Here is a 22751-nt window from a genome sequence, read left to right as displayed (position 1 = left end):
CATCGCATAATGGAGTAAGGCATGAATAAAGGGAAAGTCGCGTTATCGCTATCTATTGCCAGTATAATCACCTTAGGTTTAAGTGGTTGTTCAGACGATAAAGTAGCGAAAGAATCATCTTCAGCAGCAAAAACAAAACCTGTTTCTTTTGTATATTGTTCAGAAGCAAGCCCTGAAGGTTTCAATCCGGCATTATTTACCACAGGTACCACGTTTGATGCATCATCAAAAACGATTTTTAACCGCTTGGTTGAATTTAAGTTAGGTACCACCGAAGTTATTCCTGCACTAGCAGAAAGCTGGGACGTATCAGAAGATGGTCTGGTTTATACGTTCAAACTTCGTCACGATGTACCATTCCATACCACGAAAGACTTTACCCCAACGCGTTCATTCAATGCTGACGATGTTGTGTTCTCATTCGACCGCCAAGGTAATACCGAAAACCCTTACCATAAAATATCAGGTGGCTCATACGAGTACTACAATGCTATGAGCATGGGCTCATTGCTCAAAGAAATTAAGAAAGTAGATGATTACACAGTACAGTTCGTCCTTAATCGACCTGAAGCCCCTTTTCTTGCTAACTTAGCGATGGACTTTGCTTCAATCATGTCAGCTGAGCAAGCGAAAGTATTCCTTGAAAAAGGCATGGCAGCGCAACTTGACGTAATGCCTTCTGGTACTGGTCCATTTGCACTACTGCAATATCAAAAAGATTCACTTATTCGTTATGCGGGTAATGCGGACTATTGGGATGGCAAGCCCGCTATCGATCGTTTAGTGTTCTCTATTACACCAGATGCATCAGTACGTTTTGCTAAACTGCAAAACAACGAATGTCAGATCATGGCATTCCCGAATCCATCAGATCGTAAAATGATGGAAGAAGATGAAAACATCAACCTGCTTTCTCAAGAAGGCCTGAACATTGGTTACCTTGCGTTTAACGTCAACAAAAAACCATTTGATGATGTACGTGTACGCCAAGCATTGAACATGGCGGTGAACAAGCCTGCAATCATTGACGCGGTATTCAATGGTTCGGGTAAAGCGGCAACCAACCCGATTCCACCAACAATGTGGTCATATAACACCGACATCAAAGATTACGAATTTGATTTAGTTAAAGCCAAAGCATTATTGGCTGAAGCGGGCTTCCCAGATGGTTTTGAAACCAATATTTGGGCGATGCCAGTACAACGTCCATATAACCCGAACGCACGTCGTATGGCTGAGATCATGCAGTCTGATTGGGCGAAAATTGGCGTGAAAGCGAAAATTGTGACGTTTGAATGGGGCGAGTACCTAAAACGTGCGTCGCAAGGCGAGCATGAAACTATTCTACTGGGTTGGACTGGTGATAATGGTGATCCAGATAACTTCCTAGCGGTATTACTGGGTTGTGACGCGGTTGGCGGTGCTAACCGTTCTATGTGGTGTAATGCTGAATTTGACAAACTTGTTAAAGAAGCTAAAACCACAGCAGACCAAGCGGTAAGAACTGACTTGTATGAAAAAGCACAAGTAATATTCAAACAACAAGCGCCGTGGGCAACCATTGCCCACTCAGTTGTATTTGAACCAGTGCGTAAAGAAGTTAAAGGTTACGTGATTGATCCACTTGGTGGTCACAACTTCTATAGCGTTAGCTTAGAAAAATAAGTATAGCGTTAGCTTAGAACAGTAAGTATAGCGCTAGCTTAGAAAGTATCTCGTTTTAATAACGAAAATAAGATAACGCGAGACCCTAACGGCTCGCGTTATCTTTACCGATAACCCTTTAAATACCCGCAGAGTTTTCTATGTTCCAATTTATTTTAAAGCGACTAAGTACTGTGATCCCGACATTTATCGGTATTACCTTACTGACCTTTACGCTCATTCATATGATCCCCGGTGACCCGATCGAAATCATGGCGGGTGAACGCGGCATTTCGCCAGAGCGTCACGCCATGTTAGCTGCCGAGCTTGGTTTAGACCAGCCCATCTGGAAGCAATATTTTTCTTATGTAGGGGGTATCCTACAAGGTGATCTAGGTAACTCTCTGGTAACCAAAAAACCAGTTGTAGAAGAATTCTTTGAATTATTTCCGGCGACGGTTGAACTGGCATTCTTAGCCGCAATGTTCGCGATTATAATCGGCTTACCCGCTGGTATTATTGCCGCAGTAAAACGTGGTTCTGTATTTGATCACACCGTAATGGGGGTGTCATTAACCGGTTACTCCATGCCGATCTTCTGGTGGGCATTATTATTAATGTTAGTGTTCTCGGTAAATCTGGGCTGGACGCCGGTTTCGGGGCGTATCGATGTATCACTGTGGATTGATCACGTGACAGGCTTTATGCTGATAGATTCCTTGCTATCTGATGAGGTTGGCGCATTTGGTTCTGCTATTCATCACCTTATCTTACCTTCGATTGTATTAGGCACCATTCCCTTAGCCGTTATCGCCCGGATGACGCGTTCTTCAATGTTAGAAGTGTTGGGTGAAGATTATATCCGTACCGCACGTGCGAAAGGGCTAGCGCCGTGGCGTGTGATTGTTATCCATGCACTGCGTAATGCCTTAATTCCGGTGATCACTGTGATTGGTCTGCAAGTGGGTATCTTATTATCTGGTGCGATCTTAACCGAGACTATTTTTGCCTGGCCGGGTATTGGTAAATGGTTAATTGAATCGATTGGCCGTCGTGATTATCCCGTCGTACAGGGGGGTATTTTAATTATTGCCACATTAATCATCTTAGTTAACTTACTGGTAGACATTATCTACGGTGTGGTTAATCCACGTATTCGTCACGCGAAATAGAATACCGGATACAAGGGTACAGGATACAAGGAATAGATTATGAGTGAAGTTTCAAACAACGCGCCAGTGATAGAGCTGAAGCCGTTAACACCATTACAAGAGTTTTGGAAATATTTTAGTTCGAATAAAGGTGCGGTCGTTGGCCTAGTCTATATTGCAATCATGATTTTTGTGGCGGTGTTTGCGGATTTTATTGCCCCTTATTCGCCAATTGAGCAGTTCCGTGATGCGCTATTACAGCCACCATCATGGACTGGCGGTTATCTGCTTGGTACCGATGCGGTTGGTCGTGATATTTTATCGCGCTTGATCCACGGTGCGCGTTTATCGCTGTTTGTGGGTATGTTAGTAGTCACATTATCTCTGGGTATCGGCATCTTATTAGGCCTGGTTGCGGGTTACTACCGTGGCCGAGTGGAAACCGTGATCATGCGTCTGGTTGATATCATGTTAGCCATGCCAAGCCTATTATTAGCGATCGCGATTGTGGCGATTATGGGACCCAGTATTGTTAATGCATCGATTTCGATTGCGGTGGTGTCGATTCCACACTATGTGCGTTTAACACGTGCTTCGACGATGAGTGAAATGAATAAAGATTATGTGATCGCTTCACGCATTGCTGGTGCGGGTCCAATACGCATTATGTTTAATACGGTATTACCAAACTGTTTAGCTCCGCTGATCGTACAAGCGACACTGGGTTTTTCAAACGCAATTCTTGATATGGCGGCACTGGGTTTCCTTGGTTTAGGTGCGCAAGCGCCAACGCCGGAGTGGGGCACTATGTTAGCGGATGCTCGCCAATACGTACAAAGCGCATGGTGGGTTGTTACTTTCCCTGGTGTGACTATCTTGTTAACCGTATTAGCATTTAACTTAATGGGTGATGGTTTGCGTGATGCACTTGATCCTAAATTGAAACAGTAAGAGGTTGGTTTATGTCACTGTTAGAAATTAAAAACTTATCAGTCACATTCAGCGGCTTCAGAGCGGTTGATAATATTAGTTATAGTGTTGATAAAGGTGAAATACTGGGTATTGTTGGTGAGTCTGGTTCCGGAAAATCCGTCAGTTCTATGTCGATCATGGGCTTGATTGAACATCCGGGAAAAGTAACTGCAGATAGTCTGTTGTATGAAGGACAAGACCTATTAAAGATGCCAGAAAAGCAACGTCGTAAATTGACGGGCGCTGATATCTCAATGATCTTTCAAGACGCGATGACCAGTTTGAATCCGTGTTTCACGGTGGGTTATCAGATCATGGAAGCACTGCAAGTACACCAAGGCGGCAGTAAAAAAGAGCGGAAAGCACGTGCGATTGAACTACTTGATTTAGTGGGGATCCCTGCGCCGGAAAGCCGTGTAAATGTGTATCCACATCAACTGTCTGGTGGTATGAGCCAGCGTGTGATGATTGCGATGGCACTGGCCTGTGATCCAAAATTGTTGATCGCCGATGAACCAACAACCGCATTGGACGTTACTATCCAAGCGCAAATTATTGATTTGTTGATTGATCTGCAGAAGAAAAATAACATGGGTCTGATCCTGATCACCCATGATTTGGCCTTAGTTGCGGAAGTGGCTGATCGTGTTGTGGTTATGTACGCAGGTCAAATTGTCGAAACCGGGGTTGCAGAGGAAGTATTTAAGCATCCTAAGCATCCGTATACCCAAGCATTGCTCGCATCATCACCAGAATCGGCAATAGGTCAATCTCGTCTTACCACGTTACCAGGTGTTGTTCCTGGCGTTTATGACCGTCCTGTGGGTTGTTTGCTTAATCCACGTTGTCCTTATGCAACAGATAAGTGTCGCAGCGAAGAGCCTGGTGCTTATGAAAGCCCGCTAGGTCAGGTTAAATGTCATACGCCGTTAACTATTGAAGGGAGACCTGCAGCATGAGTGACGTTGTAAGTTTAAATACTGCAGAGAAACAGCCATTATTAAAAGCGGTGGATCTGAAAAAACACTACCAAGTACCACAAGGTTTCCGTAAACCAGATGCGACAGTAAAAGCGCTCGATGGCGTATCATTTACACTTGATGCTGGTAAAACATTGGCGATTGTAGGTGAGTCGGGTTGTGGTAAGTCGACGCTGGGTCGTTTGCTGACCATGATCGAGACCCCAACCCATGGTGAAATTGATTTCGAAGGTCAAGATCTGCTAAAAATGGATAAAGCGACGTTTAAGGTATTACGTCAAAAAATTCAAATTGTATTTCAAAACCCGTATGGTTCGCTCAATCCACGTAAAAAAGTGGGGCAGATCTTAGAAGAACCTTTAGAGATTAATACCAAGTTAAACAAACAGCAGCGTAAAGAAAAATCGTTAGCGATTATGGCTAAAGTAGGCTTGAAGACTGAGCATTACGATCGTTATCCGCATATGTTTTCGGGTGGTCAACGTCAGCGTATCGCCATTGCGCGTGGTTTGATGTTAGACCCAAGCGTGGTGGTGGCAGATGAACCCGTTTCAGCATTGGATGTATCGGTACAGGCGCAAGTATTAAACTTGATGATGGACTTACAAGACGAGCTAAACTTAAGCTATGTGTTTATTTCCCATGATTTATCAGTGGTTGAGCATATTGCTCATGACGTGATTGTAATGTATCTGGGCCGTGTTGTTGAGCACACAACCAAAGAAGAGTTGTTTGCCAATCCTCGTCATCCTTATACACAAGCTTTGTTATCAAGTACACCGCAGTTAAACCCTGCGCATCGTCGTGAACGCATCAAGCTGGTGGGGGAATTACCATCGCCTCTTGATCCGCCAAAAGGCTGTGCATTCCATACTCGTTGTCAGTTTGCGAATGAACGTTGTAATGTGGAACAACCGATATTAACTAAATACGGTAAATCGTTAATTGCCTGCCATGCAGTTGAAGAACAGCGTATTTAACTTTTAATTAGAGAGACACAACTTCTAATTTTGGATAAACGATATAAAGATAAATGTATAAGCCGGATTAATTAAAATAAGCCTACTGTTGCTGGCATGGATGCCAGCCCAAGCTCCCAGGGATGGGTTTACAGCGGGTAGGGCGTTTTTAATCAATTCGGCGAAATGTAAAAGCAAAAAGCCCTACTGGATGTGAATCGTGAAGTGACCCCCAATAGTTGGACAACCAATTATTGAGGGTCTTTTTTATGTCCAAATATAGTCGTGAGTTTAAACTCATCACTGCAAAAAAGTGTCTAGATGGTAAATCATCTTATACATTAGAAAATGAACTATCGATATCCTCTCGGCAAATCCGATATTGGACTCAAGTCTTTGCAATTCACGGAACAAATGCATTCCTACCAAATTCACATGCCAGTAGTGCAAAAACAAAGCTACAAGCATTAAAATTAATGTGGACAAATAGCTGGTCGCTCACTCACACTAGTGCCGTATTAAATCTGTCTTCTCCCGGTTCACTTTCTATATGGCTAAAAACATATAACGAGTCAGGCTTCAGAGGACTTGAACGTTCCTCAATAGGCAGGTCTCCAATGAAGCAACAACCCAACACGCGTGTAAAGCCAGATAGTGAAATGACAACAGAAGAACTAAAAGAAGAACTTGCTTATCTACGAGCTGAGAATGCCGTATTAAAAAAGTTGGAAGAGCTAGAGCAGGCAAAGCGCCAGCAAACAAAGAAAAGGCGGAAATAGTTTTAGCTCTCAAAAATAATCATGCTTTAAAACACCTTCTTCAAGTCATTCAGTTGGCTAAAAGTGTATTTTATTATCAAGTAAAAGTAAGTGAAAAAACGAATACTTATGAGCGTGAGCTAGCACTTATCAAGCTTATTTACCATGAACATAAAGGGCGTTATGGTTACCGACGGATTCATCTAACACTTAGAAGACAAGGTATTACGATAAATCATAAGACGGTACAAAGGCTGATGGCTCAATTAAATTTAAAATCGACCGTAAGACCTAAAAAATACAGTTCTTATAAGGGCGGGGCGGGAAAAACAGCGCCCAATGTACTTGAACGAAACTTTAATGCCACTAAGCCAAATGAAAAGTGGGCAACCGATGTAACTGAATTTAAGGTTAGGGATCAGAGAGTTTATTTATCACCAATTATAGATCTATTTACCAAAGAAATAGTCGCTTACAAGATAGCTAAAGATGCCCGTTTACCATTAGTTACAGATATGCCGAAAGATGCTATTAATAATTTAGATGAGCACTCAAAACCAATAGTGCATAGTGACCAAGGTTGGCAATATCGCCATAGGGCGTATCAAAAACAGCTATTAGCTCATGGACTCACACAAAGTATGTCCAGAAAAGGGAACTGCTTAGATAACGCAGTAGCTGAAAACTTTTTTGGCTTATTAAAAACAGAAATGTATCATAGGCAAAACTTCAAAGATGCCGATGAATTAATAGAAAAGCTCGACGAATACATCGAGTATTACAATACGAAACGGATTAAGGTCAAATTAAAAGGCCTGACTCCGATAGAATATCGAAACCAGGCCTTACAAGCCGCCTAACTAAAATGTCCAACTTAACGGGGTCACTTCATCGAGTAGGGCTTTTTCTTTATCGGTATTTTGTGCGTTATTTCAAAGCGAATTAAAGCGCGATAAACGCCTTAATGCTGGCTTCAATACCAATATCGTCTAAGCCTAATTCAGCGTAGATCTCATCTTGAGTACCTTGGTGAATAAACTTATCTGGCAGACCTAAGTTTAATGTAGGTGTCATCAACTTATTCGCCATCAAGTATTCGTTCACACCAGAGCCGGCACCGCCCATGATCGCACCATCTTCGATAGTGACTAAGATATCATGGCTATTCGCCATCTCAGCTAACAATGCTTCATCTAATGGTTTCGCAAAGCGCATATCCACAACCGTTGCATTTAAACGTTTAGCCGCTGGCATCGCGTTATGCATTAGCGTACCGAAACATAAGATTGCTACTTTTTCACCTTGACGACGAACGATACCTTTACCAATTTCAAATTCAGTAAATGCTTGCTCAACGTCAATACCAGTACCGCTGCCACGAGGGTAGCGAACTGCGGCAGGACCATGATACTGGTAACCTGTATGCAGCATTTGACGACATTCATTTTCGTCACTTGGCGTCATGATCACCATTTTAGGAATACAACGCATAAAGCTAATATCAAACGCACCCTGGTGAGTTTGACCATCTGCACCCACTAGACCTGCACGGTCAATGGCAAATAATACCGGAATGTCCTGAATCGCCACATCGTGGATCAGCTGATCATAACCACGTTGTAAAAACGTCGAGTAGATAGCAACCACAGGTTTATGACCACCAATCGCCAGACCTGCAGCGAACGTTACACAGTGCTGTTCAGCAATGGCTACATCAAAATATTGTTTTGGATAAGTTTCAGAAAACTTGATCATACCCGAGCCTGCGCCCATTGCGGGTGTGACTGCAGCAAGTTTCTTATCGGTTGCCGCTACATCACATAACCAATTACCAAATATCTTGGAAAAGGTTGGCTTTGATGGGGCTGCTACCGGCAATGTATCTTCTGCTGGGTTGAATTTAGGTACTGCGTGATAGCCAAGCTGATCTTGCTCGGCAGGCGCATAACCTTTGCCTTTTTTGGTGATCACATGTAAGAACTGTGGACCTTTAAGGTTGCGCATATTACGCAGTGTTTCCACCAAACCATTGACATCATGGCCGTCAATTGGACCGATATAGTTAAAACCAAACTCTTCAAATAATGTGCTCGGTACGACCATGCCTTTTAAATGTTCTTCGGCGCGACGTGCAAGCTCCTTAATTGGCGGAATACCTGAGAGTACTTTTTTACCGTTTTCACGGAAACTTGAGTAAGCAACACCCGACAATAATTTTGCTAAGTGTTTGTTTACCGCCCCAACGTTTGCTGAAATAGACATATCGTTATCATTTAAAATAACCAGTACGTCTTTGTCGATATGGCCAGCATGGTTTAACGCTTCAAATGCCATGCCACCCGTGATCGCACCATCACCAATAATAGCGACCGTTTTACGGTTTTTATCTTCTTGGTCGGCAGCAACAGCAAGACCAAGTGCCGCGCTGATTGAGGTTGACGAGTGACCGACATTAAGGTGGTCATATTCACTTTCATCACGCCAAGGGAACGGGTGTAAACCGCCTTTCTGGCGGATCGTAGACATACGATCACGACGACCGGTTAAAATTTTGTGCGGGTAGGCTTGATGACCCACATCCCATAACAATTTGTCGTATGGGGTATTGTAGACATAATGCAGGGCAACGGTTAATTCAACAACGCCTAAACCTGAAGCAAAGTGACCGCCACTTTTACCTACCGTGTGTAATAAATAACTACGCAGTTCATCACATAAGTCATCGAGACGATCTGCTGGTAATTGACGCAACTCTTCAGGGATGTCCGCCAATGCTAATGTAGGGTAATTCGAAATATCTAAGCTCATAATTTTTATAATTTTATACTTTGTTAGAATCTGTTACTTATTTCGCTCGATGATGTACTGCGTAAATAAAGCGAGAACGGTCGTATCATGCGGAATTGTTTCTAAGGCGAATATCGCTTGTTGATACAGAGCTTGGGCTTTTTCTTGTGCCCCAGCTAAACCGAGTAATGCAGGGTAAGTTGATTTATTTAATTCAACATCTGAACCTTGGGGTTTACCGAGCGTTTCAGTATCACTGATTATATCGAGAATGTCATCTTGTACTTGGAATGCTAAACCAATGGCATTAGACCATTTATCCAATGCCGCTAATAATTCAATCGAACAATGGGGTGATGCTAGGCAACCCAGTTTAGCTGCGCAATTGATTAATGCACCGGTTTTATTATTATGGATAGCTTCAAGTTGGGTCAGCGAGATCTGTTTATCGGTCGCGGCTAAATCCATTGCTTGACCACCACACATACCGCTATAACCACTGGCTTGGGTCAGCGATTTCAACATGGCAAAACGATTTTTTTCTGCTTCAGGCGCAAGCGCACAATCGAGTAGCATTTCAAACGCAAAAGGCTGCAGGGCATCACCGGCTAAGATAGCGGTAGCATGATCAAATTTAATGTGACAAGTTGGCTGACCGCGGCGTAAATCGTCATCATCCATCGCCGGTAAATCATCATGAATTAATGAGTATGCATGAATTGATTCGATTGCGGCGGCTGGACCATCAAGATCACGAAGGTTCACACCGAGCATCTCACCAACGGCATAAACGATCACTGGGCGAATACGTTTCCCGCCCTGTAATAGACCATATTCCATTGCTGCGGCAAGTTGAGTATCATGTGTTGGTAACAAGTTTATTTGCTGTTGCAAATAGTCGTTGATACGACCCTGGTATCGGGTAATCGAGTTTGAAAGCTGCACTATTTAATTACTACTGTCAGAATTGAAGGGAGTAAGCGTTTGCTGATCACCGTTGGCGAGTAAAATTGCTACTTGTTGTTCAGCATGCTGCAGTTTTTGTGAGCTAGCACGCGTTAAGCTAATACCGCGTTCAAATTGCTTTAACGCATTATCAAGTTCGCAATCACCTTGCTCTAAGCTGTTCACAATTGTCTCTAATTCTGCAATTGACGCCTCGAACGTCATATTTTCTGGTTTTTTTACCGCCATCGGGTGTCCCTCTGATAATATACTCGGGTATTATACCCAAGTTAATAAGGTATATACAGCTTAACTGTGCGATGGCAGTAATAAGCAGGATAAGATTACTTAAGGATTTTGTGTGTTTGCCGATATAGATCGATGAATACACTCGTTAGACATTTGATGATAATTTGCTTGGGATGGGAAATGTTGTGGATTTAGCAACTTTAATAGGATTAGTTGGCTCGTTTGCGTTTGTATTAATGGCAATGGTGTTGGGCGGCGATATAAGTACGTTTATTGATACGCAATCAATATTGATCGTATTTGTGGGTTCACTGTTTGTGGTATTAATGCATTTTAATTTTGGTCAATTTTTAGCGGCGTCTAAAATTGCAGTTAAAGCATTTATGTTCAAAATCGACAAACCAGAAGATTTAATCGAACAAGCAGTAGAAATGGCGGATGCCGCGCGTAAAGGTGGTTTTTTAGCCCTAGAAGAAGCGGAAGTCAAAAATCAGTTCATGCAAAAAGGCATCGATTTATTAGTCGATGGCCACGATGCCACTGTTGTCAGTCAGACTTTACAAAAAGACATTAAGCTGACCACTGCACGGCATAAAGCCGGTATCCACGTATTTAGTATGATTGGTGAAGTCGCGCCAGCAATGGGCATGATTGGTACCTTGATTGGTTTAGTGGCGATGCTATCAAACATGGATGATCCAAAATCCATTGGTCCGGCAATGGCGGTTGCCTTGTTAACGACGTTATATGGCGCTGTTTTTGCCAATATGATTGCGATCCCAATTGCGGGTAAATTGAAATTACGCTCTGAAGAAGAGATGCTGAACAATACCCTGATTATGGATGCAATTTTAGGTATTCAAGAAGGTCGAAATCCAAGAGTCATCGAAAGTTTATTAAAGAATTACCTTAATTCATCAAAACGTGAAGTGGCAGATACTGACGTTTAGTTAGTGTCCAGATGACAGCTGAAATAAGTAGAGAGATAACCTATGTCTGATGAATGTGATTGCCCACCCCCAGGGCTACCCGCGTGGATGGGAACATTTGCCGATTTAATGAGCCTGTTAATGTGCTTTTTTGTATTACTGCTGTCATTTTCAGAAATGGATGTGGTTAAATTTAAGCAAATCGCGGGTTCGATGCAGCATGCTTTTGGTGTACAAAATCAGATTGAAGTAAAAAACATTCCCAAAGGCACCACCGTCATTGCCCAGGAATTTCGTCCAGGTCGCCCGGATCCAACGCCGATTGAAACGATAATGCAGCATACGATTGATAACAGCGAAGCTGAGTTAGATTTTAAAGATGGTGAAGATCAAAATGCGGGGGGCAAAAATAAACTCGCCGAGGACAGTAATGGGGGTAAATCACCAGAAACCTCTACCCGTGATAATACCCCAACACAAAATATAGAAGTCACGGAAGATACCAGTGAATTAGTCAAAGCACTGGCTGAGGCGCTCAAAGAAGAAATCGACAGTGGTGGTGTTGAGGTGGAAAATTTGGGCCAGCAAATCATAATTCGTATTAATGAAAAGGGCTCATTCCCTTCGGGCTCGGCATTTTTACAACCGCGTTTCCGTCCTGTGATCCAAAAAGTAGCACAGCTATTAGCGACGATACCGGGGATTATTACCATTGCTGGGCATACGGGTAAAGAGCAATTACACTCTGAACTCTATCGTTCGAAATGGGACCTGTCGAGTCAGCGTGCGGTTTCAGTTGCCCATGAGATGTTGAAGGTTAAAGAATTCACTGAAAATCGTTTGATTGTACAAGGCATGGCAGATACCCAACCGCTAACCGATGACGAAAACGAATTACGCCGTAACCGCCGTGTTGAAATCAGCATCATGCAGGGTAAAGCGAAATTATCAGAACCGATAAGTGTAGTGGCTGATAACTAGTTTACGTATACCCAAGCCAGTCTCTGATATAGCAGCTTGACGTAGTTTGGGTATCACTTCATTTACGTCATAATAACAAGGCTCATCGACATGGATAACATCATGTGGTGAGCCTTTTGTTTACGTGACGAACCCGTTTAATCATCTGGCTCAGCTATTTGCTTCATTGCGCGCGAGCCTTTTTCGGGCTAAATCGCATAATGCGGTCACTTGCTGGGTGCTGAAATCTTGGTTATTTCCTTGGCATTCGCCATTACCGTCAATGCGAAAATTAGGCGGTGAATTTTGCAATATAAACGTTTGTTTACGCGCTTTTCGCTGCGCTTCGGTGAGGTACTGCTCGGCTGTTTGTGCTATTTGTTGTTGACGTTCTGTCGGTGATAAGTCGGCATCGAGTTTTGCTATTGTTAGCATATATCGATCATAATTAATTTCCTGACCAAACATGGCATCCGTTTCTGCTATCGAGAATATTTTTTCTCGCATGTCCTGACGATCTTGCATTAATGTTTCAACGGTTTGTAAGGTATCACTCCTATCAGTATTACTGTCATTATAGTTCAGGGTATCCAGCTCGGGTAAATCTTGCAGTGCCGAGTTCTGCGCATGAAAATCTCTCATTTGTTGCTTATAATCTACGTACTTAGCTAATAACACTAACGCTTGCTGCGCCGCGGGTTGTGGGTAAGCCTGGTGAATATATTGTTGCATGCTGATAAGCAGCTCTTCAGGGCTTAAGTCACCATCAGAACTAAAAAAATAATCAAATAATACTTTGATATCATGATTTAAGAGCAGCTGGTTATCACCATCAGTGTGGATCAAGCTACTTGGATCAGTATTATTCAGTGATTTTGGCATGTTAATGTTAGCCAAAGTCACTATATCTGTGACTGTCGTATTGGTTTTTTTGCGTAATATAATTGATGATGTGAAGCTTGCTTGTTGTTCGGGTTCGATAATATGGTCGCGACTACTGGCACTGGGTTTGTCTGTGATATTGTCGGTTATATGGCGTGTTGATTTACTACTTGATGATTTGTCGCCAGCCTCTTTATTATCAGACAGGTAGATCCCGCTGGCACTGAGAATAAAGAGGCTGATCATAGCCGCTGATTTTTTAATGTTGTGCATTCTATCACCCTGATAAAAGACCAATACAGCGCTCATTTAAGCTTTGGCCTGTGAACATAAATAGTCAGTGTTAACTGTTAAAGCTTCGACCTGTAGCAGTTAAGATCGATTACAGTTAAGACTTTTGCAGTTGATAAATTGCCGTTACAAACCTTGCTGGGCAAGCATATTGGCATGTTTGGTGTAAATGGCTGGAATGTTTAATTTCCAACTGCCTAATCCCATTAACTGATTAATGGCATCAAAATGGTTAGCGTTATAATCAAGTTTGATGACTTGACCAATCGCTTGACCACAAACGGGTACTAAACCATCCCATTGAAAACCACCTTCTTCTTTGTATTCAGGTACAAACAGTCCAAATATTGGCACTAACATTGAATCAAGCGGATCAAGGAAGTTAGTACTGTATTGGTTACCACCCCAAGAGAAAAATTTAATGCCATTTGATTCCGTCTGGCCATAGAATGCCGGGTCTACTTCGCCCTGTTCACCGTTATTAATGGTCATACAGTCCTGACTCGGCATCACCGCCATATCGGTATAATCGGCTGCGTATTGCGCTACTTTCTCACGATCGGTCGCTTGGGCAAGGCGTAATAAATCCTGCTTACCACGTGCAGGACTATCATAATCACCGTCAGCGGAATCTTCGTTAGCAGACAATAATTCTAGGGTGTTAAATACAAAGTTAATGAGTGGTACACCGAGTTTTTCAATGGTACTGCCTTCTTCAACGGTATCTCTGAACCCTTCAGAAAAGTGCGTGCCTTTATTCATTGCATGGGAGGTTGATACCGATGCAATGCGATCGGTAAGGCGTTCGTCATTTGCTGCAAAACGTGACGCCAGCGCACCTTGACTGTGGGCGATAAGGTTGACCTTGTCGGCTCCTGTTAATGCTAAGATTTGCTCGATATCGTAAACCAACTCTTCGCCACGTACTTCGTTAAGTTCTGCACTCGACAGATTAGTGACATATACCTCGGCGCCTTGTTCGCGTAGCGCATCGGTAATGCCGTACCAATAATCAATGCCCATGGCACTGTCAAATGCAAATGCGCCACCCACCATCACAATCGGATATTGGGTTTTTGCAAAGGTAGGTTCAGGTTTATCAAACCAACCTGCATTCGCTTGTGTCGTCATTAACATCGAGCTTGAGATAGCGGTTGCAAGTGCTAATTTTTTGAAGTTCCATTTCATTTTTTTATCCTCAGTAAACCAATAGGACAGGTTGTCTCGATTGGTGTGTTGAGCATATAAGTTCATTTTGGACGCTGTCAACCGTTGTTTAGGTTCGTTTTCGAAACAAACCGAAAGCGTGAATCCTCTCACATTAACATCTGCTTTAGTCGTTGATTCAGCAGGTTAGTGCTGAGCTATAAGTATTAATACTGTCAAATTATTGAGCATATATTCCAATAGGGGGTTATTAAGTACATTAGCGTCACATTTAGATACTAAATCTTATGTATTGTCGTATTCTAGGTTTTAACGGTTGTCGATTGATGATAGTTTAGAATATATAGCAATTAAATGAATTAATTGTTACTTTGAATACTACTCCTTTAGAGATGCTCGGTATTTTAATGCAACAAAAATTGAAATATAAAACAAATTTAAAGGTCATGGATGTAATTGTCGTACTGGAGTTGTACATGTTAAAAAATAAAATCACCCAATCATTATTATTAGGCGCAGGTCTTGTGTTTGCCGCTACTTCGTTAACTACTACTGCTGCTGAAGTCCCAGCCGGTGTTAAGCTTGCTAAAACCCAAGAGCTCGTTCGTGGTAACGGCACCGAAGTTGCCTCTTTAGATCCGCAAAAAACCGAAGGTGTGCCTGAATCTCACGTAATCCGTGATTTACTTGAAGGTCTTGTCAATCAAGATGCAGATGGTAATACAGTACCGGGTGTTGCTGAACGTTGGGAAACGAAAGATAATAAAGTGTTTACTTTTTACCTACGCAAAGATGCGAAATGGTCGAATGGCGATGCTGTAACGGCTGATGATTTTGTATATAGCTTCCAACGTGCAGTTGATCCTGCAACGGCTTCACCGTATGCATGGTATCTCGATATGACTACCATGATTAATGCTTCTGATATCATTAACGGTAACAAAGACAAATCTACTTTAGGTGTTAAAGCCATCGATGCCTACACATTTGAAGTAACACTAGAAAGCCCTGTACCTTATTTCGTGAAGATGATGGGTCACACAACTGTTAAGCCTGTACATAAGGCGACAGTTGAAAAGTTCGGTGATAAATGGACTAAACCAGAAAACTTCGTTGGTAATGGTGCATTTGTCGTTAACAAATGGGTCGTCAACGAACGTCTAGTACTCGTTCGTAATGAGCAATATTGGGATAACGCAAAAACAGTTTTAAATAAAGTGACTTTCTTACCAATCGAAAACCAAGTAGCAGACATGAATCGTTTCTTATCTGGTGAGATTGATTTCACTTATGAGATTCCGAATGAGCATTTCCGCCGCCTGAAAAAGGAATACCCTGAATCAGTTTCGATTAAAGGTGATCTGTGTACTTATTACTACAACTTCAATACTAAAAAACCACCTTTTGATGATGTTCGTGTACGTAAAGCAATTTCATACTCAATTGATCGTAACATTATTGCTAATGCAATTCTGGGTCAAGGTCAAAAACCCGCTTACTTCTTAACCCCTGAAATCGTTGCTGGTTTCAACCCTGAGACACCTGCTTACGGCAAGCTGTCGCAAAAAGAACGTAATGCCAAAGCTAAAGTGTTGTTAGCTGAAGCGGGTTACAACAAGTCAAACCCGCTAGAGTTTAGCTTGTTGTATAACACGTCAGAAAACCACAAGAAAATTGCGGTAGCAATTGCGTCGATGTGGAAGAAAAACTTAGGTGTATCGGTAACACTCGAAAACCAAGAGTGGAAAACCTACCTAGAAACCAAGAAACAGGGTGATTTTGAAGCCGCTCGTGCTGGTTGGTGTGGTGATTATAATGAAGCGTCTACATTCACGTCATTAATGGAAGGCAGTAACACTACTGGTGGTATCCACTATAAGAGTGCTGAATACGATAAGCTAACAAAAGCAGCTGTTAAAGCAACGTCTGAAGCAAAACGTACAGAGCTTTATTATGCTCAAGAAGCGCTACTCACTAAAGATATGCCAATTGCGCCTATCTATCAGTATGTTAAAGCGCGTTTAGTAAGCCCATACTTGGGTGGCTACGCAGTAAACAATGCTGAAGATAAACTTTACTCTAAAGATATGTACATCATCGCTAAGTAATAGTTTGTCCATACCAAACTGCATGCGGAATAACGCATGCAGTCCTTTCTGATATTTAAATTGTCACAGATTGAGTTAGATTATGCTTAAATTCATCTTAAAACGAATTCTGGAAGCAATACCCACTATGCTGGTATTGATCACAGTCTCTTTTTTCCTTATGCGTTTCGCACCTGGTAGTCCATTTTCAAGTGAAAGAACGCTGCCGCCACAAGTCATGGCAAATATTAACGCTAAGTACGGTCTTGATAAACCCGTGTTTGAGCAATACATCACTTATCTTACCAACGTTATTCAAGGTGACTTGGGTCCTTCTTTTAAATACAAAGATTTTACCGTTAATGAACTGGTTGCTTCGGCATTACCGGTATCAGCAAAAATTGGTGCTTTCGCGTTTGTATTCGCACTGGTATTCGGCGTCTTCGTCGGCACCATAGCGGCTTTAAATCAAAATACGTGGTTAGACTACAGTATTATGTCAACTGCAATGATCGGGGTGGTACTGCCTTCCTTTGTACTCGCACCTGGCCTTATTTATCTTTTTTCTATTGATCTTGGTTGGTTCCCTGCTGGTGGTTGGTTAGATGGCTCGTTTAAATACATGGTATTACCTGTGTTGGGTATGTCGATGTTATATGTTGCTACTTTCGCGCGTATTACTCGCGGTAGCATGATTGAAACCCTGAACAGTAACTTTATTCGTACTGCGCGTTCGAAAGGACTGAGCTTTCCATATATTGTCATGAAACATGCATTGAAACCTGCAATGCTGCCGGTCGTTTCCTACATGGGACCTGCTTTCGTGGGTATCATTACTGGTTCGGTCGTGATTGAAACTATTTTTGGTTTACCGGGTATTGGTAAGCTATTTGTTAACGCGGCATTTAACCGAGATTATTCCTTGGTTATGGGTGTCACGATCCTGATCGGATTCTTGTTTATCTTATTCAATGCAGTAGTGGATATTCTACTTGCTTATGTTGATCCGAAAATTCGCTACTAAGGGATTAGGTATGTTATCTAAAACAGATAAAGTAGAAGCACTAAACAACTTCTCGACAAATTTAGAAATTGAAGGCCGCAGTTTATGGCAGGATGCGCGTATTCGTTTCATGCGTAATAAAGCTGCGATGGTCAGTTTATTCATTTTATTTTTGATCACACTGTCAGTGATCTTCGTCCCTATGTTGAGTCAATATGCGTTTGATGATACCGATTGGTATGCGATGCATCAGGCTCCTTCGGCAGAACATTGGTTTGGTACTGACAGTTTAGGGCGTGATTTATTAGTACGTACCTTTATCGGTGGTCGTATTTCGATGATGGTTGGTGTGATGGGTGCATTCGTTGCTGTGCTTATCGGCACATTGTACGGCGCTGCATCGGGCTTTATCGGTGGTAAAACTGACAGGGTGATGATGCGTATCCTTGAGATCCTTTACGCTATTCCATTCATGTTTTTGGTCATTGTGTTAGTGACCTTCTTTGGTCGTGACATTATCTTAATCTTTGTGGCGATTGGTGCGATTGCGTGGTTAGACATGGCGCGTATTGTCCGTGGTCAAACGCTAAGTTTACGCGGTAAAGAGTTCATCGAAGCTGCCCATGTTTGTGGTGTTAGCAAGTGGGGCATTATTACCCGCCATATCGTACCGAACGTATTAGGTATCGTTGCCGTTTATTCAACGCTACTTATTCCAAGTATGATTTTAACTGAATCTTTTCTTAGCTTCCTCGGCTTAGGCGTGCAAGAGCCTATGACCAGTTGGGGAGCGTTATTGCAAGAAGGTGCACAAACGATGGAAATAGCAATTTGGCAATTAGGTTTTCCTGCGCTATTCATGGTAGTCACACTGTTCTGCTTTAACTATGTGGGTGATGGTCTTCGTGACGCATTAGATCCAAAAGACCGATAAGAATAAGATTAAGGAAGCATTATGAGTTTATTAGATGTAAAAGACCTTAGAGTCGAGTTCACCACCCCAGACGGCACTGTAACTGCTGTTAATGATTTGAATTTCTCACTGGAACCGGGTGAAACCCTGGGTATTGTGGGTGAGTCTGGTTCCGGTAAATCACAAACTGTGTTCGCTATCATGGGACTATTAGCAAAGAATGGCATTATTTCTGGCAGTGCTAAATTTGAAGGTCGTGAGATCTTAAATCTACCAGAAAAAGAATTAAATCATGTGCGTGCAGAACAGATTGCGATGATTTTCCAAGATCCGATGACATCATTGAACCCTTACATGAAGGTCAGTGAACAGATGATGGAAGTACTAACGCATCATAAAGGTATGTCACGCAAAGAGGCCTTTGAAGAATCGGTATTTATGCTAGAAGCGGTGAAAATCCCGGATGCTCGCGTGCGCATTAATATGTATCCCCATGAATTCTCGGGTGGTATGCGTCAGCGTGTAATGATCGCAATGGCATTGTTATGTCGTCCTAAACTGCTGATTGCAGATGAACCGACAACCGCATTAGACGTAACCATTCAAGCACAGATCATGCAGCTGTTGAATGAATTAAAAGACCAGTTTAATACTGCGATTATTATGATCACCCATGATCTAGGTGTAGTGGCGGGCAGTTGTGACAAGGTATTGGTGATGTATGCTGGCCGTACCATGGAGTATGGCAAGGTAAATGACATCTTCTATACTCCAAGCCACCCTTATACTGAAGGGCTGCTGAAATCTATACCACGTTTAGATACCGAGCATGATGTTTTACCGACTATTCCGGGTAATCCACCTAACTTGTTAGCATTGCCAAAAGGTTGTGCATATCAAGATCGTTGTCATCGTGTACAAGAACACTGTAAACAAGAACAACCGCAATTAATCCCGTTTGCTGGCGATCGTTTACGTGCCTGCTTCTCAGACCAGGGGACATGGTAATGACTGATGTAGTAAAGCAAGAACCTGTTGCTGTAAAAGCGGCAAAGACAAATAGAGTCGCCGACAGAAAACTGCTATTAGAAGTGAATGACCTGAAGGTGCAGTTTGATATTCCGTCGAAGTCGTTATGGCCTTGGGCGAAGCCGAGCAAGCTTAAAGCCGTTGACGGTGTCAGTATCAAGTTATACGAAGGTGAAACGCTAGGTATAGTCGGGGAATCGGGTTGTGGTAAATCGACGTTTGCCCGCGCCTTAATTGGGCTTGTGCCAGCAGCCGCTGGTAATGTGGTTTGGTTAGGTCAAGATTTAACGCGGTTACCGTACAATGAAATGCGTGAAAAGCGTAAAGAAATTCAAATGATTTTCCAAGATCCGCTAGCGTCACTCAATCCACGTATGACAGTGGGTGATATTATTGCCGAGCCGCTACGCACTTTCTTTCCACAGTTATCTAAAGTGGAAGTGAAAGAGCAGGTGAAGGATATGATGACCAAGGTAGGTTTATTGGCAAACGTGATCAACCGTTATCCGCATGAGTTCTCGGGTGGTCAGTGTCAACGTATTGGTATTGCCCGTGCACTTATTTTAAAACCTAAAATGATTATCTGTGATGAACCGGTGTCGGCATTGGATGTATCGATTCAAGCACAGGTGGTGAACTTATTACAATCCCTGCAGAAAGAACTGGGTTTAAGCCTGATTTTTATCGCCCATGATTTATCGATTGTGAAACACATTTCAGATCGGGTATTGGTGATGTATCTTGGTAATGCTGTCGAAGTGGGTGAGTCAAAAGCCTTGTTTGCAGAGCCAAAGCATCCGTACACCAAAGCACTGATGTCGGCCGTGCCTATTCCTGATCCGATACTTGAGCGTCAGAAAAAAATTGAAATGCTGGAAGGTGATTTACCATCACCGTTAAACCCACCATCAGGCTGCGTATTCCGTACCCGCTGCCCTGTTGCGAAAGCAAGTTGTGCCGAGACCAAACCTCAGCTTGCTGGTGATGAAACACATGCAGTATCTTGTTTGCTGGTGGCTTAATGTCTTTGCTATAAAGGTCTAAGTACAAAATAAAATAGTCATAACACCTAATACCTGTCAACGAAGCGTTGATAGGTATTTTTTTGCTTATTTATGAATGCCCCCTCGATAATGCCCTGTATTAGGCTGCACTTTATGCGCTAGGTTACGTTAACGCTTACTACTGGTTCTAAGCTTATAAATTTAATAGTATTATCCAACATAAAGCCTGTTATTTTAAATAAAGGTTTTATTTTTCTCACATTCCTGATTAATCGGACTACCTTATGAAACTTAAAAATATTGCGCTCTCTGCTTTAACGATTGCCATTGCAACTGGTTGCGCTACAGCTGACCAACAGCCTCAGCACGAATGGACACAAGATAAAGAATATAATCTCACCATTCTTCATACAAATGATAACCACGGTAATTTTTGGCAGAATAAATACGGTGAACGCGGTATGGCGGCACGTGCCACGCTGATTAATAATATCCGCGCTGAGGTTAAAGCCGAAGGCGGTTCGGTACTGCTGTTATCGGGTGGTGATATTAATACTGGTGTACCGGAATCAGATCTGCAAGATGCTGAACCCGATTTCATCGGTATGAACATGATTGGTTACGATGCGATGACATTAGGTAACCATGAATTCGATAATTCACTCGACGTATTAGCCAAACAAGAAGGTTGGGCAAACTTCCCCTTCATTTCTGCTAATATCTATAAAGATGGCAAGCGCATGTTCGACGCGTACAAGATCTTTAATAAAGACGGTATCAAAATTGCGGTTATCGGCCTAACGACTGAAGATACAGCCAAGATCGGTAATCCTGAATTTATCGGTGAATTAGAATTCCGCGATCCAAAAGTGGAAGCCAAAGCATTAATCGCTGAATTAAAAGCAACTGAAAATCCAGATGTGATCATTGCAGCCACGCACATGGGTCATTATCTTAACGGTGACAACGGTTCCAATGCACCGGGTGATGTGCAATTGGCACGCTACCTGAACGAAGGCGATCTCGACATGATCGTGGGCGGTCATTCACAAGAGCCTGTGTGTATGGAGGGCGCTGAATACGCAAAATTCAAACCTGGTCAAGACTGTGCGCCTGACGTGCAAAATGGTACTTATATCGTGCAAGCACATGAATGGGGTAAATACGTAGGTCGTGCTGATTACACCTTCAAAAACGGTGAGTTCACACTGCAAGCTTATAACCTTATACCGGTTAACTTAAAGAAAAAAATTAAAGTTGATGGTAAAAAAGTGCGTGTGCTTATTCAAGATGAGATCGCTCAAGATCCAGCTGTATTCGCAAAGTTAAAACCGTTTCAGGAAAAAGGCCAAGTTGCATTAAACATCAAGATTGGTCAGTCTGATGGTCTATTACAAGGTGATCGTAACGTTGTACGTAACAACCAAACAAACCTTGGTCGCTTGATCGCAACAGCACACATGCAACGTGCAAAAGCAGACTTCGGTATCATGAATTCTGGTGGTGTACGTGCGTCAATCGATGCCGGTGACATCACTTATAAAGATGTATTAACGGTACAACCGTTCGGCAATATCATCACTTATGTTGATATGACAGGTGCTGAAGTGATGGATTATTTAAATGTAGTCGGCACTAAGATGAAAGACTCTGGTGCATTCGCACAATTCGCTGGGATCTCAATGACTGTTGCAAACGGGCAAGTGTCTAACGTGGCCATTGCGGGTAAAGATATCGACCTAGCTAAAACCTATCGTTTCACTATTCCATCGTTCAATGCAGCGGGCGGTGATGGTTATCCAAAAATCACTACACACTCTGCCTTTGTCAATACTGGTTATGTAGATGCAGAAGTACTGAAAGAGTACATTGAAGCCAACTCACCGATTAACGTCGCTGATTTTGAGCCAAAAAGTGAAATGGTTTACAATTAATATAAATATGTAATTTTTTAAATCGCAATCACATGCGGTCATAAAGTGAAGTGATTAAAAAGGCGAATAAACTGATGTTTATTCGCCTTTTTTTATTTATTCGAGTA

At 42.4% G+C, this 22751-nt stretch carries 20 protein-coding genes; 15 read left to right on the top strand and 5 right to left on the bottom strand.

The window, feature by feature from the left end; translation table 11 throughout:
- The first annotated feature begins 21 nt into the window (after nt 1–21).
- From PE36_RS08985 to PE36_RS08955, 7 genes are all read left to right on the top strand, one after another.
- Nucleotides 22–1665 carry an ABC transporter substrate-binding protein gene (locus tag PE36_RS08985; protein ID WP_006031688.1) on the top strand — a complete coding sequence of 548 codons (1644 nt, stop codon included), beginning with the start codon at nt 22–24 and terminating at the stop codon, nt 1663–1665.
- Between the two features lie 140 nt (nt 1666–1805).
- Nucleotides 1806–2816 (top strand): ABC transporter permease subunit, encoded by a 1011-nt coding sequence (locus PE36_RS08980; RefSeq protein WP_006031687.1) that lies wholly within the window; start codon nt 1806–1808, stop codon nt 2814–2816.
- A gap of 39 nt (nt 2817–2855) precedes the next feature.
- A complete protein-coding gene (gene dppC, locus PE36_RS08975) occupies nt 2856–3746 on the top strand; it encodes a dipeptide ABC transporter permease DppC (RefSeq protein WP_006031686.1) in 891 nt (296 codons plus the stop codon).
- 11 nt (nt 3747–3757) lie between these two features.
- Nucleotides 3758–4726: a dipeptide ABC transporter ATP-binding protein gene (gene dppD, locus PE36_RS08970; protein ID WP_006031685.1), complete on the top strand. Its 969-nt coding sequence runs from the start codon at nt 3758–3760 to the stop codon at nt 4724–4726.
- On the top strand, nt 4723–5727 hold the full coding sequence (locus tag PE36_RS08965) for a peptide ABC transporter ATP-binding protein (RefSeq protein WP_006031684.1): 1005 nt from the start codon (nt 4723–4725) through the stop codon (nt 5725–5727). The genes dppD and PE36_RS08965 overlap by 4 nt, the downstream gene beginning before the upstream one ends.
- Before the next feature lie 248 nt (nt 5728–5975).
- Nucleotides 5976–6485: a transposase gene (locus tag PE36_RS08960; protein WP_006031683.1), complete on the top strand. Its 510-nt coding sequence runs from the start codon at nt 5976–5978 to the stop codon at nt 6483–6485.
- The gene (locus tag PE36_RS08955; protein WP_157517771.1) at nt 6422–7324 is read left to right on the top strand and encodes an IS3 family transposase; all 903 of its coding nucleotides are present in this window, start codon (nt 6422–6424) and stop codon (nt 7322–7324) included. The genes PE36_RS08960 and PE36_RS08955 overlap by 64 nt, the downstream gene beginning before the upstream one ends.
- A gap of 82 nt (nt 7325–7406) precedes the next feature.
- Here PE36_RS08955 and dxs read toward each other — a convergent pair whose 3' ends face one another.
- The 3 genes from dxs to xseB are packed head-to-tail and all read right to left on the bottom strand — an operon-like array spanning nt 7407 to nt 10445.
- On the bottom strand, nt 7407–9272 hold the full coding sequence (gene dxs / locus PE36_RS08950) for a 1-deoxy-D-xylulose-5-phosphate synthase (protein WP_006031681.1): 1866 nt from the start codon (nt 9270–9272) through the stop codon (nt 7407–7409).
- A gap of 33 nt (nt 9273–9305) precedes the next feature.
- Nucleotides 9306–10196: a (2E,6E)-farnesyl diphosphate synthase gene (gene ispA / locus PE36_RS08945; protein WP_006031680.1), complete on the bottom strand. Its 891-nt coding sequence runs from the start codon at nt 10194–10196 to the stop codon at nt 9306–9308.
- Nucleotides 10197–10199: 3 nt separating this feature from the next.
- The gene (gene xseB / locus PE36_RS08940) at nt 10200–10445 is read right to left on the bottom strand and encodes an exodeoxyribonuclease VII small subunit (protein WP_006031679.1); all 246 of its coding nucleotides are present in this window, start codon (nt 10443–10445) and stop codon (nt 10200–10202) included.
- Between the two features lie 185 nt (nt 10446–10630).
- On the opposite strand from xseB, the gene pomA reads away from it, so the two are divergent.
- Entirely contained in the window at nt 10631–11395 is a 765-nt protein-coding gene (pomA, locus tag PE36_RS08935) for a flagellar motor protein PomA (protein ID WP_006031678.1), read from the top strand.
- A 42-nt stretch (nt 11396–11437) separates the two neighbouring features.
- Complete coding sequence (locus PE36_RS08930; protein ID WP_043994376.1) at nt 11438–12355, top strand: flagellar motor protein MotB; 918 nt, start codon at nt 11438–11440, stop codon at nt 12353–12355.
- 150 nt (nt 12356–12505) lie between these two features.
- Here the strand turns inward: PE36_RS08930 and PE36_RS08925 are convergent, their stop codons facing one another.
- Together PE36_RS08925 and PE36_RS08920 are read right to left on the bottom strand one after the other, a co-directional pair.
- Entirely contained in the window at nt 12506–13489 is a 984-nt protein-coding gene (locus tag PE36_RS08925; RefSeq protein WP_043994375.1) for a lipase secretion chaperone, read from the bottom strand.
- Between the two features lie 144 nt (nt 13490–13633).
- A complete protein-coding gene (locus PE36_RS08920; protein WP_006031675.1) occupies nt 13634–14695 on the bottom strand; it encodes a triacylglycerol lipase in 1062 nt (353 codons plus the stop codon).
- A 455-nt stretch (nt 14696–15150) separates the two neighbouring features.
- On the opposite strand from PE36_RS08920, the gene PE36_RS08915 reads away from it, so the two are divergent.
- From PE36_RS08915 to ushA, 6 genes are all read left to right on the top strand, one after another.
- Complete coding sequence (locus tag PE36_RS08915) at nt 15151–16782, top strand: ABC transporter substrate-binding protein (protein ID WP_043994378.1); 1632 nt, start codon at nt 15151–15153, stop codon at nt 16780–16782.
- A gap of 82 nt (nt 16783–16864) precedes the next feature.
- Nucleotides 16865–17785 carry an oligopeptide ABC transporter permease OppB gene (gene oppB / locus PE36_RS08910; RefSeq protein ID WP_006031672.1) on the top strand — a complete coding sequence of 307 codons (921 nt, stop codon included), beginning with the start codon at nt 16865–16867 and terminating at the stop codon, nt 17783–17785.
- A 10-nt stretch (nt 17786–17795) separates the two neighbouring features.
- Nucleotides 17796–18698 carry an oligopeptide ABC transporter permease OppC gene (gene oppC / locus PE36_RS08905; RefSeq protein WP_006031671.1) on the top strand — a complete coding sequence of 301 codons (903 nt, stop codon included), beginning with the start codon at nt 17796–17798 and terminating at the stop codon, nt 18696–18698.
- A 21-nt stretch (nt 18699–18719) separates the two neighbouring features.
- Nucleotides 18720–19685: an ABC transporter ATP-binding protein gene (locus tag PE36_RS08900; protein ID WP_006031670.1), complete on the top strand. Its 966-nt coding sequence runs from the start codon at nt 18720–18722 to the stop codon at nt 19683–19685.
- On the top strand, nt 19679–20728 hold the full coding sequence (oppF, locus tag PE36_RS08895; RefSeq protein ID WP_006031669.1) for a murein tripeptide/oligopeptide ABC transporter ATP binding protein OppF: 1050 nt from the start codon (nt 19679–19681) through the stop codon (nt 20726–20728). The genes PE36_RS08900 and oppF overlap by 7 nt, the downstream gene beginning before the upstream one ends.
- Before the next feature lie 266 nt (nt 20729–20994).
- Nucleotides 20995–22644 (top strand): bifunctional UDP-sugar hydrolase/5'-nucleotidase UshA, encoded by a 1650-nt coding sequence (gene ushA / locus PE36_RS08890; protein WP_006031668.1) that lies wholly within the window; start codon nt 20995–20997, stop codon nt 22642–22644.
- Nucleotides 22645–22751: the final 107 nt, after the last annotated feature.

Origin of the sequence: Moritella sp. PE36, from assembly GCF_000170855.1 — a bacterium.
In the GTDB taxonomy this organism is placed as follows: domain Bacteria; phylum Pseudomonadota; class Gammaproteobacteria; order Enterobacterales; family Moritellaceae; genus Moritella.
This window is presented reverse-complemented; position numbering and strand designations above follow the sequence as displayed.

Bases quoted from the DNA above. Each gene is read 5' to 3' on its own strand.
- PE36_RS08985 (WP_006031688.1), top strand. From the start codon at position 22: ATGAATAAAGGGAAAGTCGCGTTATCGCTATCTATTGCCAGTATAATC.
- PE36_RS08980 (WP_006031687.1), top strand. From the start codon at position 1,806: ATGTTCCAATTTATTTTAAAGCGACTAAGTACTGTGATCCCGACATTT.
- dppC (WP_006031686.1), top strand. From the start codon at position 2,856: ATGAGTGAAGTTTCAAACAACGCGCCAGTGATAGAGCTGAAGCCGTTA.
- dppD (WP_006031685.1), top strand. From the start codon at position 3,758: ATGTCACTGTTAGAAATTAAAAACTTATCAGTCACATTCAGCGGCTTC.
- PE36_RS08965 (WP_006031684.1), top strand. From the start codon at position 4,723: ATGAGTGACGTTGTAAGTTTAAATACTGCAGAGAAACAGCCATTATTA.
- PE36_RS08960 (WP_006031683.1), top strand. From the start codon at position 5,976: ATGTCCAAATATAGTCGTGAGTTTAAACTCATCACTGCAAAAAAGTGT.
- dxs (WP_006031681.1), bottom strand. From the start codon at position 9,272: ATGAGCTTAGATATTTCGAATTACCCTACATTAGCATTGGCGGACATC.
- xseB (WP_006031679.1), bottom strand. From the start codon at position 10,445: ATGGCGGTAAAAAAACCAGAAAATATGACGTTCGAGGCGTCAATTGCA.
- PE36_RS08930 (WP_043994376.1), top strand. From the start codon at position 11,438: ATGTCTGATGAATGTGATTGCCCACCCCCAGGGCTACCCGCGTGGATG.
- PE36_RS08925 (WP_043994375.1), bottom strand. From the start codon at position 13,489: ATGCACAACATTAAAAAATCAGCGGCTATGATCAGCCTCTTTATTCTC.
- PE36_RS08920 (WP_006031675.1), bottom strand. From the start codon at position 14,695: ATGAAATGGAACTTCAAAAAATTAGCACTTGCAACCGCTATCTCAAGC.
- PE36_RS08915 (WP_043994378.1), top strand. From the start codon at position 15,151: ATGTTAAAAAATAAAATCACCCAATCATTATTATTAGGCGCAGGTCTT.
- oppB (WP_006031672.1), top strand. From the start codon at position 16,865: ATGCTTAAATTCATCTTAAAACGAATTCTGGAAGCAATACCCACTATG.
- oppC (WP_006031671.1), top strand. From the start codon at position 17,796: ATGTTATCTAAAACAGATAAAGTAGAAGCACTAAACAACTTCTCGACA.
- PE36_RS08900 (WP_006031670.1), top strand. From the start codon at position 18,720: ATGAGTTTATTAGATGTAAAAGACCTTAGAGTCGAGTTCACCACCCCA.
- oppF (WP_006031669.1), top strand. From the start codon at position 19,679: ATGGTAATGACTGATGTAGTAAAGCAAGAACCTGTTGCTGTAAAAGCG.
- ushA (WP_006031668.1), top strand. From the start codon at position 20,995: ATGAAACTTAAAAATATTGCGCTCTCTGCTTTAACGATTGCCATTGCA.